Source organism: Pseudoruminococcus massiliensis, from assembly GCF_900291955.1.
Taxonomy (GTDB): domain Bacteria; phylum Bacillota; class Clostridia; order Oscillospirales; family Acutalibacteraceae; genus Pseudoruminococcus; species Pseudoruminococcus massiliensis.
On record NZ_OLMR01000014.1, the window covers coordinates 1 to 13,857 of the forward strand.

The window sequence follows — 13,857 nt, forward strand, 5'->3', positions numbered from 1 at the left end:
TATATCTGTTACGAATTTCGTAGCACCTAAAAAAAGCAAGCCTGCACTTGATTTATCCACATTATTGATTACTGTCTGTATATTATATTGAGAAGTTGCCCTATTAATCGCCACGGCTCTTATAAGCTTTATCTTATAGCAGTTATTCACATTAAAAATTATAGTAATAATATGAGATGAATCTTCATTAGCAAACTCTGCGTCAATATCTGTTTCGCAAGTAATTTTGTTATCTGCTGATGTTAATTCATTCGCAAATGCTTTGATAAAATCCTTTTCTGTGCCGTTTATGCTTATAATTTTATTCACATAAGACATAATATTTCCTCCTCATTATCTAAGTTTGATGTTGTACTTAATTCAGCGATGGGATATATAATTTCGATTTTATGATTGTTGAGCCATTCGACAACGCTTTCACTATCTTCATCACAAGTCCCTGTCGGCAAAACGATATAAAGTGCTTGCGAGCTGTTTATGTATATTGCCGTTTCAGTTACAGCAGTTAAAGCTTTTTGCTTACTTACAGATAATCTATTGCAATATACATTTGTTGCCTGTGGTTCTATCAAATCATTAAATGTTGTTTTTGTATAGCCTATCGCAAAAAATCCGCTTGCAACCCTTGAATCTCCGCTCTTTATAATTGCCGTAATCGGAGTATCTCCGTCAATTACAGCGTATCCGCATTTTTTCTCAACTGATACTACACCATCTGTAATCGCAATTGTATCGCAAGTGTTATCAGGCAAACTATACAATTCTATACCATTTACTTTTCTGCACACAAAAATTGATGGATTATCAAGTGATTTAGTGCCACTGATTATTTCCATTATTTTGCCACTTATTATATCCGGTAGATTATAATACTCTATTGGTATACTAAATGTGTGTGTCTTTACTGCAAAATGTAGCGGCTTAGCTATATAATGGTCTGACTTGCCACCTGTGGGCTTGCCAAGCTTGCCTGATAGATGTTGCACCTGTTTTATCTGTCCTTTTAAAGCTATCATTGTGTAGCCTCCTTTTGCGTTATAGCGGGCATTATTACGCACCGACTACAAGGGATTATCATATAGTAATCACCGTCGGCAGTTTGTAAACCGACATCAAAGTAATAATTTCCAGCAAGTAAATTAAGAGTATCCTCAGGAGCAAGAGCGATAATATACCCATCGTCTTGCAAATTATTAGTTGTTATTTCTTTGCAAACACCATAATCTGTATCTTGCCAATTACGCTTTATACCAAATCTGAGTACATCTCCGTTTTGAAGTTTATATATTTCCCCTACTTCATCAGTAATTGTAATCAACAAATTTTGTGTTGTTCCTCTGATTATGTTAAGCATCTAATCACCCCCTATACTATATCCCCAAGCGTGTAGTCCGTTGCCGAGGTCAATATCCGTTACATTATGACCAAAGAACTGATTGCAGGTAAAGTTATTGCTTACATTTAAGCCCTCTGATTCGGTGTATCTAAGCTTATTTACATATACTTTTTGACTTTTATCGTACACACTCCAGGTCATTGCATCACCGTCTTTAAGATTGAAAGTTATGCCATATGTCTCACTTTCTGCACCTTTTGTTATACCTATACTACCGATTTCAATTCCGCTGCGTATATACTTGATACCACCTGTGCCAATTTTCATCAACGGTATATTATTTGTATCATTTACAGTAATACAGTTATTAGCACTATCAATAGCGAAAGTACCGTCATTTGATACAAGCGTGTTGCCTTTGATTGTCCAACCAGCAATTTTTCCTTTTTCTGCGATAATTTCTATACCTTTCAAGGTTCCTGCTGTTATCAAATCTGCAACTATTGCTCCATCCATAGTAGCTCCAAGCGTATAAGGACCATCATACCCATTACCAGAATGTCCCCACCCTTGTTTATTCCACCTCCAAATGTTTTGAGCAAGCCTATAATCTTCATTATCCATAATAAGAAGTTCAAAAGGCTGACCCTTTTCATCTTTATGAATAGCTAAATATCCACCCTCATTGCCAGTGATAAGGTCTGTAAGATGTTCAGCAACATTCTGCGTTTTGTTTGCATTACTGTTGATTGTTAAATTTGCACTGTTTTGAATTTTGTTTAACAGCTTTGTTTTTGCATCTCCTATGGTCAAAGTTCTTTTTGTTTCGGTTGCAGATTTAGTAAGTGTTGTTTCTTCTATTTGAGCTGTCCAATGCTTACCTGTTTTAGGGTCTGCTACTGTTACATAATCACCAAGAAAGTATCTCACCTCAAAATCATTTATCGCACTTACATCAAGTTCATAACTGTTATTAGCTATGTTTCCCGAAACTTGATTAAGCGTGTAATCCTCAATATCCGCTATTGTTGACACGGACACATCAATAGCAGTTTCTCTGCGGAGTACCCCTGCGGCTTTATTATTATTGCGATAAACCGTCTGCGTTACACCTGCACCAGTAGCATATATAGCATTCAGCAAATCTGAATTTCCACGCTCATATGTGGCTGACAACAAATTGCCATATGTCGGCGAAAAAATTACATATGGTCTGTTATTCTGCTCAACTGAACGGTCTGTTCCTACAATTGTCTTAAATAAAAATTGATTATTTTCGACATCTGCGGATATTTCGTAGCCAATAGTAGCGTTTTTACAGAGATTCCCAATTACCTCAGATAAAAGCTGTAATCTCGCCATATAGCTATCATCTTTCTTTCCTTGTGCTGTTTGTTTTATAATTAAGCGTGGCAACTTTCTGTTTTTATCGATTGGCGATATTGCGTTATTCATCATATAATGATTGATACATTCCCCTGTAGTACCTTTGACGACATCGTATCCCTCTGCACCAGAAACTTGCGTTTTGCCAAAAACGGTTATTCTCAAATCAAGCCAGCCATTCAAGTCTGTACCCGATAATTCTATTTGTTTCTCATCTCGCTTAATGTTATTAACAACAAACCAATCGTTATCGACATTAAGTAATACATTTTCAATTAGCTTTTCAATAAAAAGCTCCTTTATCGGAAGCGTCAATGTAAAATTTCCCGTACCAACAAACTTTTTTGTATATGTAAGATTTATAATTTTGTCCGTTGAAAACAATAAACTTGATTGAAAGCTATTAAGCTCCGTTGGAGGAGCAAACGCTTTAAGTACCATTTATATCACCCCTATAGCATAATCGTGATAGCTTATATTTATCGCTACATTTGAAACTATCTCATTTTTGCCAAAAACAAGACCGAAACCGTCCATATCTGATGTTAAATCAATACGATTTGAAATATCAGAACCATCTGCGGCACTTGCAACTGAATAGGTACCTGTATCAACCGTTACAGGTCCTCCACTAAAAGCAATAAGTTTCAAACTTTTTCCGCTTGTTTTATTTGTAAGAATCATACCTTTAGAGCAATCAGGTATGTAAATATGTAAAGGCGTATTTACATATGATTGAGATTTAAGAAATATTGCTTTATCAGCAACAAGGGAGGCCTTTTGCTCTCTGATATTACGGAAATAAGGAAAATCGCATATAAAATCTACCGTAAATCTATATATATAAGATATTTTACTATTATCAAACTTTGGAATTTCGCTCGGATAACATTCAATATCGTATGTTCCGCTATCTGAAATAATTTCAAGTTTTCCACCAATCAAAGGGCTAAATGCTGCTATAATTTTTTGCAATATTTCGGGCTTAAACATAATCATACTTGGCTCATTAAAAACCACAGCTAACTCACACGAGATTGTTCGATTGCCATATGTTTTGCTTGCTGTTATCTGTCCTACCGTTCCAAGCAAATTATCCGCTGAAAATGAGCCTTGCAAGCTCGTTGCATCTATATTTTCAAGAAAATACGGTGCTTTATTACCAAATTCAAATATCAAGCCGTTATTCGCTCTATATCTTATTCTCTTTTTCGTAATATCACCTCATTACTTGCTGTATATTGCTTTAAGCAATTTATCAACCATCTGCTGATTACTCAAAGCATTTTGAATAATTTGTATATTGCGTGTATCAGAATTGTTATTAACGATATATGAGTTTGTTTTATAACCACTCTTAAGCGTATCGAAATAATCGGCAGCACTGTTGGCAGCTCTTTGTAATGCTTCAATCATAGAATCACTGTTGTTTTTATAACTATCATAGCTACTTTGAAGCTTGTCTTTTTTATCTGACATCATACGCTGCCACTTGGTTTCTGCCTGCTCATTGAGCAATTCTTGTTTTCTACGCATAAGTTCTCTTCTGCTCAATTCATCGAGTTTTTCATATTTCAGCCTTGCATTGATTGTATCAAGTTCGTTTTGCGATTCTTTATCTTCATTCAATCGTTTTCGTGCTTCGACTTCTGCATCAATAGCAGCTATTGCAGCATTTTTAGCTTTTTCTTTTGCTTCTTGCTCTTTTTGTATACGCTCAATTCGTTTATCAACCAAGCGATTATATGCAGCTTCAACAAGTTCATATTTTTTAAGTAGCGTATCTTCTGCTTTTTTCGATTCATCAGTTAATTTTTTTATTTTATCTTTTTTATCTTTCTCATCGTTAGAATTATTTATATTATTTAGATTAAGAAAACTGTCTTTAGTAGTAACAAATTTTGATGTATATTGAGATAATACATAATCAAACCAAGTGTCTTGTGCAGATGTTAATACATTACCTAATAATGGTCCTATTCCGGGCAAAGCTGAAACTTGCTTAATGATTTTACTCGTAATATTACTTCTTGCTTGTGCCCATGTGGCATAATTCGTTAAATCAATGTTATATTTATTCTTACAATCATTTACCCATTCCGTATTAGCAAGCATAACATTTTTATAAAAATCAGTATTATTTGCATTTTTACTTATTTGAACCTTTAGGAAAGCTTCCGCATCATTGTAATATGTTGATTGCATACTTTCTATAACCGACTTAGCGTCAGTTAAGCCAATCATATAGTTAAATACGCTATTTTCCAGTTCGGGATATTTTGAAATTATAGATTGCAATGTAGATATACTTAATCTTCCTGTTTCGTCATATTCCTTTTCTGCATTTGCCGCTACAGTGGCAAGGTCAATTAAATCTGAAAATTCTATATTTAGCTCTTTAACTTTAGTAACATGATTACTTATTGTTTTATAACTATTTCTAAGTGCAGCATCACATTCTTCCAATGCAGATTCTGCTTCGGATTGTTGCTTACTATATTCACTTATAGAATTTTTTAGCTTAATGACTTCGTCTGCACTTCCCCCAACTTTTTCCAAGAAAAAATCATATTCTTTTATTTTATCATTCGGAAGCGAAATTAAAGAATTGAGAATATCACTTATAGATTCACCTTTTCCTAATACACTTAAAGCTGCATTTGTATCATTTTCAGGAATCAAAAAACTTTTTCCCTTTGACTTAGCTTCAAGGCTTTTTAACCTCATTTTTTCGATATATTCATCGTAAGACTTCTCTGCTTTTTCATATTCTTTTTTAGTATTCGCAACTGCTTGTGCAGCCGCCTTGAAATTTTCTTCGTTTGCTTCATAAATCGCTTGGTTTTTCAATGACTCAACATAATCATCAACGTTGGCAGTTAAATCTTTATAAGCTCCACTTTGCTCTTTTAAACTATTCGTGTTTATGCCAAGCGTCTCTGCAAGCTGTTTAGCTACAAAATCTAATTCACTTTGTTCCGAAGCTGTAAGATTAGTTTTTTTGCGTAGCTCATCATATTCACTTTTAAGGGTTTTTGTAAGTTGTATGTCTGACTCTGTTTGAGATTTTTTATCCTCCATAGCATTTTTAGTATCTGTTATAATTTGAGTGTAATCTTTTAAACTATCACTTGCGTTATCAGTTTCTTCGGACATATTATTTGCAGTAATAGAATATGTAGCAAATAATGATACTAACCCAACAAGTATGGATGCAACAGCAACATAAGGATTAGCATTAACTGCTGCGTTATTAGCAAGTTGGGCAGTTGTTGCCGCTTCTGTACTTGTTTTAAGTTGCTTAAATCCATTGATTATGCTATTCAGAAATGCCCCATCAGTAGTTATACTTTTATATGTTTTTGTTCCTGTTACTAAAGCAGCAACCAAGCTTACTATTTGTGGTAATGATTTTGAAACGAATGAAATAATTTCTTTAGCTGAAGGAGTTATACCATTAACAATCGGTTGTAAAATATCTACTTCAAATTGCCTGCCGAGAGCCTCTATTTGACTACCAGCGTCATTGTATTGTATGTCGTTGATTTCTTGCATTGTACCAGCAACATCTGTATATTTGTCATTCACCTTATTAAGTGAAGTAAGTACAGACATCGCATTATCTTCACCAAGCGAACTCCACACCGTACTCGCTAAAGTTAATGCTTCTTGTTGATTTGTCATATTTGATAAATCGCTTATTATAGATTGAAATACATCTGCTTGAGTAGCTTTTCCAGACTTCCACTCTTCAAACAGATTTTTACTTTCATTTGAAAAACTGCTTATATTTTCTGCAATTCTGCCATCAGCAAGCGAAATTGCAAATTCTTTCACAAAATCATTAACTTTATCAAGATTATATGCTCCACTATCAAGACCGTTTTGAAGTATAGAAAACATTTCTTCTACCGAAAAGCCTGCCTGTGACCATATTTGACTGTATTCTGCGAGATTATCAGTAAGTTCATGCGTCTTATCAAGACCATTCTGCGAACCTTTCGCTATATAGTCGAATGCTTCTTCTGCTGTCAGACCCATATTAGTCATAAGACCGTTTACGCCTCTTAGATTTTCCTCAAAATCCGACCCAAAAGCATCGCTAAGACCGATTGCATTTTCTGTAATACTCTTAATCTTACTTGGGTCGCTTTCATCTATATTTTGAGCAACTAACGCAATCTTATCTGCAACATCTGTTAAGCTATCACCAAAATTATCCTTGTAAATAGCGTACATCTCGTCTTTTAATTCCGATACTGCCTCGGTCGACATACCGGTCTTAACTTGTAAGCTATTCAAGGCTTGCTCTGAAGATACAGCCATTTCCTTGAATTTATCAACAGCAGTATTAAGCGCATCTGAAACAAGGTTAGATATAGCACCTTTCATAACTGTAAAGCCTTCGGAAGATTTTTCAACCGATACTTTCATTTCATCAGTTGCTTGCTTAACACCATCTTCCGCATTAGCTACTTTATTCAAACCCTCGGTTTGTTCATCAAGTTCTTTTGATGCACTTTTGATTTCCGACTTCAATTTTGATTGCTCTGTTTTTAATTCTGCCGCTCTTGACCTTGCCTCATCAAGCTTTTGTTCAAGTTTTGCTAATTTTTCTTTTTGCTCATCGGTAGCACTGCCTGATTCTTTTATTTCTTTTTGTATTTTAGCTTGCTCTTTTTCGTACTCACGCATTTCCTGATTAATTTTTTTAGTTGCCGCCTGACTCTCAAGCATTTGTTTATTGAGTACATTAAGCTTAGCAACCACATCACTTATACCCGTCAAGAATCCGCTTGTATCTGCACCTATCTTAACATCTACGGACCTTTGCGACATATTGCTCACTCTCCTTATAAAATCGCAAAATAAAAGCGCACACCATTTCTGATGTACGCTTGAATATTAAGTTTTACCTATTTAAAGAATAATGACATTGCCATTACACTGTATTAAAGACAGTAAAATTAGAGTACTTTTTCTCATTAAAAACTCCCTTTATACTTAAAAGCATTTTTTGCATTCTTTGTACCCTTGTGCAAGAGCCGATTGCAAATCGCTTGTTGTACTATAATTTTGAGGGGCAATCTTTTTTACAAATCTACAATGAGAACGATGAATTTTCTTAGTGCTTGTGTTTAATACATACTGAGTTGTGTTTTGTTGTTCCTCATTATCATATGTATTAAAATTATTTCCGTTTCCTCTTGTATTTGTAGTATTCGCATTTTTACTACTTTCTAATAATCTTGATTCTTCTGATTTTCTTGATTCCTCAGCAAGCTTTGATTCTTCAGCTAAGCGTGATTCTTCTGCTCTTTTCGATTCCTCAGCAAGCCTTGATTCTTCAACTAATCGTGATTCCTCTGCTTTTGATTTTACAGTAAATGTCACTTTGTCCGTTTTCAGTTCGCCATTTTTAGTTTGTGCATAAATAGTGGTAATACCAGCAGATACAGCTTTAACTTTATAATAGACTCTATCTTTATACCCTTTATTGCCATAAGTTTCTACAGTTGCTACTTTTGGATTTGTGCTAATAAATTTTACTTCGTTAGTATAATTATTGTATCCTGAACCTTTTAATGATATATAATCATATTTACATTCATCATCGTATACCTTAACATTATCAGAATTGTTCAATTTTATACTTGTGATTTTCTTTTCAATTTTGCTAACTTCCGGTTTTGAAGATTCTGCATGACTTTCAACTTTGGAAATTTCTTTGCTATTTTCTTGTTTAGAGCTTTCAGTACTAACAACAGAAGATATTATACTCTTATCTGTACTATTTGTATTACTTGATTCTATTATGCTATTTGATTTTGAACCACAACCTGCACAAGCAGACAAAGCCAATAAAGCAAGCAAAATAGCTGAAACAACTTTTCTTTTCATGAAAACGCACTCCTTAATTACAAATACTATTCTTCATCATCTTCATCGTGATTAAGTTCTTCAATCATAATTGAAAATTGTGCCAAGCCAAATAAAAGCATACCTACTGCAAAAAGTGGGATAAACGCAATTAAAGCATTCGTCCAATTAAAAGATTCAATTATTCCGTGAGTAGTATACTCTGTGCTAAATGTAATCATTCCAGCAAATATTCCAAGCATAACTCCAGCAATAATTGATACCCACGCAAAAGTTATGATATTGTCAGAACGATAGCGATAGCGGTTGATTTTCATAAGAAACTCTCCTTTTATATAGATATATGTATATTACAGCCATAATTCTTTCCATCAGTTCCCCCAGTTATTTCAGATATGTAACCTTTAAGTTTTCTGCCAGAATCCATTATCGGGGCAATTTCTTCTGCTAAGCTGGATTTGATATAACCGATATGTTGATAATCACAAATAACTTTTATCGCATTTGTATCGTAAAAATTTTTAGGCTCACGAATAAATGTCAACTTGCTACCAACTTCAAGTTCTGGTAAAATATTTTGAATATTTACACCCTCATCATTATTTTTAGTAACTCCAACAATTTGTGTAAACATACTAATACGAGTTGACATTTTTTCTGTTTCAGGGGCACTGTCTTCGATAGCACTTTGTATCGTCCGTTTTAAATCTCTTTCTTTTTTTCGTTTATCAAATATTCCTCCGATTATACCAATAACAACTATTAAAGCAATTCCTCCTAAAACCCAAATTGAAGCTTTTGCCAACACACTCATTTTACTACACTACCTTTCCAATTTTTATGATTATTAGTATTAGTATTCGTAAAAACAATACCATATTTTTCACAAATTGTAAAGGTTTTTCATCAATTTTTTAAAGCTAATCAATAAATTCCGATACTTCCGCAGGCTTGTCTTTCATACCCTTAATGATTAAATAACTGTCAATTCTTTCATATATCTCTTTTAGAGTGCTTCTGTAAAACTCGGATTCAGGGCGGTGCAGTATTGCAACATACCAAGCCCAAAGCGGCTTATAATCAATATCGCTCCGCCCATTATTAAAATCCTCGGTTTCGCCATAAATCGGTTCAGGAAAACTGCCGATAATTGCTTCCATAAGCTCAATTTTAATAGCAATTAAATCCTTTTGGCTGATGATTTTTCCAAGCTCTGCTATGCTTAGATACTTTTTCCTATGCTTGATTTTTATATTATCCCAATCTCGCCTTAAAACTGCACGCTTGTTATAATACATATCTACAAAGCCCGCTCTTACAAGCTGTAAGACATCATCTATGCTCCAATCCTGCACCTTCATAAGCAATATATCTTCAAGTGATTTATAGCTTTGCTCCAAGCATAATCGGCTGTTCAAGGAGTATCTAATATGATACTCCGCACCGCCAATATGGAGCATATAGCTTTTACGCTCCAAGTCGTTCAACATTCTTATACGCCAACCTTTCCGTAATATGTGGCGTCGCTAAACCATTTTGTAATAATTTCAGAATCTTTGGTAGGGTCTACATTGTCACGAATATAGCGGAATATACCTGTTTCAGGGTCTGCCGAATATGTACCGCTTACGGTCTTTGTAGCCCAGTTCACGCCACTATTTGTGACCTGTTGTGCCTGTTCCTGTCCCGGTGCAAACTTGACACGCAGATACTTAACAAGCGTAAGCAGACCGTTCTGCTGTTTGCCTGAATATGCAACAACATTATATCCACTGTTTGTGTCTGTTGTAATAACATTTGTGCCGTCTTTTACGCTTTCGCCATAGATAAGCACTCTATCCGTATTGCTAAGGTCTGTAAGTCCAAGCTCAAGAGTACCGCCTGTTACTGCATTGTAATCGGCTGCGACTTCGCCATCACCGAAAAGCTGGTCGCTTACTGTTGTTGGTGTATCCGATACTGTCATAAATCTTTTCTGAAAAGATACTGCCTCACCATATGTAGCAGTTTCCTCCGATTCATTTCTTGACCACATTGTAAGATTATTGATATTAACAAGTGTTCCTACTGTTTTCTTTGCCATAATATTATTCCTCGCTTTCTAAAATCTTAGTAAATTCATAAATGATATGTCTTTGTTGTGGTTCATCTGCTCCGTAAGACGGAGTTTGCGAACCAATATAACCAAAATCATTCTCAAGTAATTTCTTTTTGATTTGCTTTTCAACTCGTCTGCATTCAGAAAAGTGCATTATATCGCAGAAAAAATGCAGACTTATCGTATATTTAGTTGCCAGATATTCGCCGTCCCCATAAAAATCAGGAGTTTCCCAAAGAGTGTATACGATATACAATTCTGGTTCATCATCTCCAAAATTCGGCATACCGACATAAAAAGGATAACCAAAACTTTCAATTATGCTGTCGATAATCTCGTATATCATATCAATCCCCCAATTTATTTAATGTATTGTCAAAGGCTTTCTCTACATTTTCCGTAGTAACTTCTTCTTTGAGTTCAAAGCCTCTGCGTATATGCGAATATTCCTGAATAGCACCATTTTTGACGGTTATTTCTTTTATGCCTGATTTTGTTTTAATCTTTCGCTTGATTTCTTTTCTGTGTCTTGCGCCAGGTCTGCCAAACTCAAGAACTGCACCGTGTAGCCATTCATCAACCCTTGAACCGTCAAGATAGCCGATTTTGTAATACATCTTGCCTTTTTTAGTTACGCCGAATTTATGAGTTATAAGCTTTGCAAGTTTCGCGGATTTTGCAGAAATAATTCTTTTCTGTTCTGATTCAATAACTTTCGCGCCTTCTAATAATGCATTATTGACATTTTCGTTAAGCTTATCTCTACAATTTTCGAGGTTGCCCATAAAGCTATTAACATCTGGTATCTGAAAATCTATAAAGCCCATAGCCCTATACCCTTGATACTGACAGCTTAATATATAAATTATTTATCGAAGCTGTTGCACTCTCAATTTTATAACGCTCATTGTTATAAAGTATGTGCGTATAGCTTTCACCTATATATTCATTTCTGAACATATGTATAGTTAAATCAATGCTTATACCAACGCTTAAAGCAGTTGTCTTAGCTGTCATACTTGGCAAGCATACGCAAGCCCACACATCTTTTTCAGCGACAGTCTGTGGTTCCGGGTGACTTCCGTAGCCGTTTTTTCTTTTTTCAAGCTTTATACGGTCCTTAAAAACAATATTTTGCATAAAGACACCACCCTATAAAAAATTTTTACAGTGCATATGCAGTATATTTTCAACTGCAGGATTCGGCTTATCGTTGCCCTGACCGCTGAATCTGAATAAAAAGTAATCGTTAGCCAACATCATAATAGCTAACGATACATCTTCATATTCTTCAAGTTCTGCCAAAGCACAGCCGGTAAAACCGACAGCGTATGCCTTTGCCGAAGCAAGACACGCTGTCAGAATTACATCACTGTCATTACTGCTTATACCACAATATTCCTTTACGCTGTCAATAGTGATTTCACTTATCTTCACGCTATATCATTCCTTATGAGCTTTTGCAAACAAGCTTTGAAATCTTCTGAGCATTCTCAACCTTTGCGTCCATTTCAAGCCAGCAATCAATACCGATTGCGTGCTGAGTACCATACTTTTCTGTATATACATTAAACTGTGAACCCTCTGTAATCTTTACCGCAAGGCCACTCATATCACCATAGAAAATAGCTGTCTTACCTGCTGCCATATTCGGCATATTATCAGAAATATATACAGGCTTGCCAAGGAGAATATATCTTGCGGGAGCTGTAAAATCACGCTGGAGAAGATAATTACCCTCGCCGTCCTTGAGCTTACGAATTTTTGTGCGTGTACTCTTAGCCATAATCCATACTGCACCGTTTTGATATACATCAGGAATACTTTCCTGCAAGTCAATAAGTTCATCACCTGTAATAGCTGTTGCTGATGCAGTAGTAACAGACTGAGTAACTCCGCTCAAGCCCTCAATCTTACCTGATGTACCATTGAGTAGCTGACCTTCTATCCACTGTGCGATATTAACAGCCATATGCTGAATTGTATATGACACAATATCAAATTGTGAATTATTGATAAGTGACTTAGAAATCTTGCAAAGTGTTGCAGCAAGGAACCCTGTAAGAGAAATTGACTTAAAGCTTGCCGATGTACTTTCAAGCTCTGTAAACTCTGTTGCATAAGCCATTTTATTATCGCTTGTATCTGTATCAATGTACGGAATTGTAAGAGTACCGCCGACATTATACTTTGTTGCAAGTTCAAAAATAGGGCAAATTTCTTTCACCTTATCAATAATCTTATTTTCAATGCTTGTTGGTATAATCGCACCATTAGCACCGAAGGTGAGATTANATCCATTTTTTAGCTTTTGTACTCATCATATTTAACCTCTCCTTCATTTTGAATCTTGTTCTAAGTCGCTGATACGGTGATTGATAACCTTGATTTCTTCATCATAAAGACTGGTTGCCGTTGTGACAGTTTTCTCAATTTCGTACATTCTCTCAACAAGATGGTTATGCTTGTCAACCTTTTTTTCAAGCTGTTCGAGGCGGTAGAGATTAAGCTTTGAGGTAACTAAAATACCGCCAAGAGAACCTATAAGCGAGCAAAGTGCAGATAATAAACTTAGTATAATTTCAACATTCAATTTTCATCACCTATTCTTAATTAAGTTTTAATCAATGTATTGCTATCAACAGCGAAGTATTTGTTGCTATCAATAATCAATATGCTTCCTGCTGTGACATTTGAGCAATCATACACACTTTTCATATCGTGTACTGCAATATTATTTTGCACAAGCGGTTTACTTTCTATAATTTCTACATTTTCATCTCGACTATAAAGCAAACGATTAGTTGTTTTATAAATTTCGCCCTTATGTTTTTCGTCTGTACGAATAAACTCCGATTTGCTTGCTATTGTATTAATACTATTGCTATAAGCTACAATGTTAAAATTCTGCTCGTGGTACGACATTAAATTGTACTTATAAGCATTCGGCAGAGATTGATTATGGTCACTAAACAACATTACTACTGTGTTATCGTTTGAAATTAACATAAAGTTAAATGTTCTCGTTGCTATATCTGTTACGAATTTCGTAGCACCTAAAAAAAGCAAGCCTGCACTTGATTTATCCACATTATTGATTACTGTCTGTATATTATATTGAGAAGTTGCCCTATTAATCGCCACGGCTCTTATAAGC

General features: G+C 35.1%; 17 protein-coding genes and 1 pseudogene. All 18 read right to left on the bottom strand.

Features of this window, described 5'->3' with window-relative positions:
- Positions 1-318 (bottom strand): hypothetical protein (locus C9914_RS11110; protein ID WP_158707412.1); only part of this gene is annotated, 318 nt, incomplete at its 3' end.
- Positions 306-1,016, bottom strand: coding sequence for a hypothetical protein (locus tag C9914_RS11115; protein WP_106765439.1), 711 nt, complete (start codon positions 1,014-1,016; stop codon positions 306-308). The genes C9914_RS11115 and C9914_RS11110, both read right to left, overlap by 13 nt.
- Positions 1,013-1,354 (bottom strand): hypothetical protein, encoded by a 342-nt coding sequence (locus C9914_RS11120; RefSeq protein ID WP_106765441.1) that lies wholly within the window; start codon positions 1,352-1,354, stop codon positions 1,013-1,015. The genes C9914_RS11115 and C9914_RS11120 overlap by 4 nt, the downstream gene beginning before the upstream one ends.
- Positions 1,355-3,163: a Gp37-like protein gene (locus C9914_RS11125; RefSeq protein ID WP_106765443.1), complete on the bottom strand. Its 1,809-nt coding sequence runs from the start codon at positions 3,161-3,163 to the stop codon at positions 1,355-1,357.
- Positions 3,164-3,901, bottom strand: a complete 738-nt coding sequence (locus C9914_RS11130; protein ID WP_106765444.1) for a hypothetical protein — start codon at positions 3,899-3,901, stop codon at positions 3,164-3,166. It abuts the gene before it with no gap.
- Between the two features lie 48 nt (positions 3,902-3,949).
- Positions 3,950-7,561 (bottom strand): phage tail tape measure protein, encoded by a 3,612-nt coding sequence (locus C9914_RS11135; RefSeq protein WP_106765446.1) that lies wholly within the window; start codon positions 7,559-7,561, stop codon positions 3,950-3,952.
- Positions 7,562-7,726: 165 nt separating this feature from the next.
- Positions 7,727-8,623 (bottom strand): hypothetical protein, encoded by an 897-nt coding sequence (locus tag C9914_RS11140; protein WP_106765448.1) that lies wholly within the window; start codon positions 8,621-8,623, stop codon positions 7,727-7,729.
- Positions 8,624-8,649: 26 nt separating this feature from the next.
- Complete coding sequence (locus C9914_RS11145; protein ID WP_106765450.1) at positions 8,650-8,919, bottom strand: hypothetical protein; 270 nt, start codon at positions 8,917-8,919, stop codon at positions 8,650-8,652.
- 14 nt (positions 8,920-8,933) lie between these two features.
- Complete coding sequence (locus C9914_RS11150; RefSeq protein WP_106765452.1) at positions 8,934-9,416, bottom strand: HIRAN domain-containing protein; 483 nt, start codon at positions 9,414-9,416, stop codon at positions 8,934-8,936.
- Between the two features lie 106 nt (positions 9,417-9,522).
- Positions 9,523-10,092, bottom strand: a complete 570-nt coding sequence (locus C9914_RS11155) for a hypothetical protein (RefSeq protein ID WP_106765453.1) — start codon at positions 10,090-10,092, stop codon at positions 9,523-9,525.
- 2 nt (positions 10,093-10,094) lie between these two features.
- Positions 10,095-10,685 carry a hypothetical protein gene (locus C9914_RS11160; protein WP_106765455.1) on the bottom strand — a complete coding sequence of 197 codons (591 nt, stop codon included), beginning with the start codon at positions 10,683-10,685 and terminating at the stop codon, positions 10,095-10,097.
- 4 nt (positions 10,686-10,689) lie between these two features.
- The gene (locus C9914_RS11165; RefSeq protein ID WP_106765457.1) at positions 10,690-11,046 is read right to left on the bottom strand and encodes a hypothetical protein; all 357 of its coding nucleotides are present in this window, start codon (positions 11,044-11,046) and stop codon (positions 10,690-10,692) included.
- 1 nt (position 11,047) lies between these two features.
- Positions 11,048-11,527: a hypothetical protein gene (locus C9914_RS11170; protein ID WP_106765459.1), complete on the bottom strand. Its 480-nt coding sequence runs from the start codon at positions 11,525-11,527 to the stop codon at positions 11,048-11,050.
- A gap of 4 nt (positions 11,528-11,531) precedes the next feature.
- Positions 11,532-11,840 carry a hypothetical protein gene (locus C9914_RS11175; protein WP_106765461.1) on the bottom strand — a complete coding sequence of 103 codons (309 nt, stop codon included), beginning with the start codon at positions 11,838-11,840 and terminating at the stop codon, positions 11,532-11,534.
- 12 nt (positions 11,841-11,852) lie between these two features.
- Complete coding sequence (locus C9914_RS11180; protein ID WP_106765463.1) at positions 11,853-12,137, bottom strand: head-tail connector protein; 285 nt, start codon at positions 12,135-12,137, stop codon at positions 11,853-11,855.
- A gap of 13 nt (positions 12,138-12,150) precedes the next feature.
- Positions 12,151-12,969 (bottom strand): annotated as a pseudogene (locus C9914_RS11185) (phage major capsid protein); the annotation flags it as partial.
- 69 nt (positions 12,970-13,038) lie between these two features.
- Positions 13,039-13,293, bottom strand: coding sequence for a hypothetical protein (locus C9914_RS11190; protein ID WP_106765466.1), 255 nt, complete (start codon positions 13,291-13,293; stop codon positions 13,039-13,041).
- A gap of 20 nt (positions 13,294-13,313) precedes the next feature.
- The coding region (locus C9914_RS11195) for a hypothetical protein (protein WP_158707413.1) at positions 13,314-13,857 on the bottom strand (544 nt) is incomplete at its 5' end.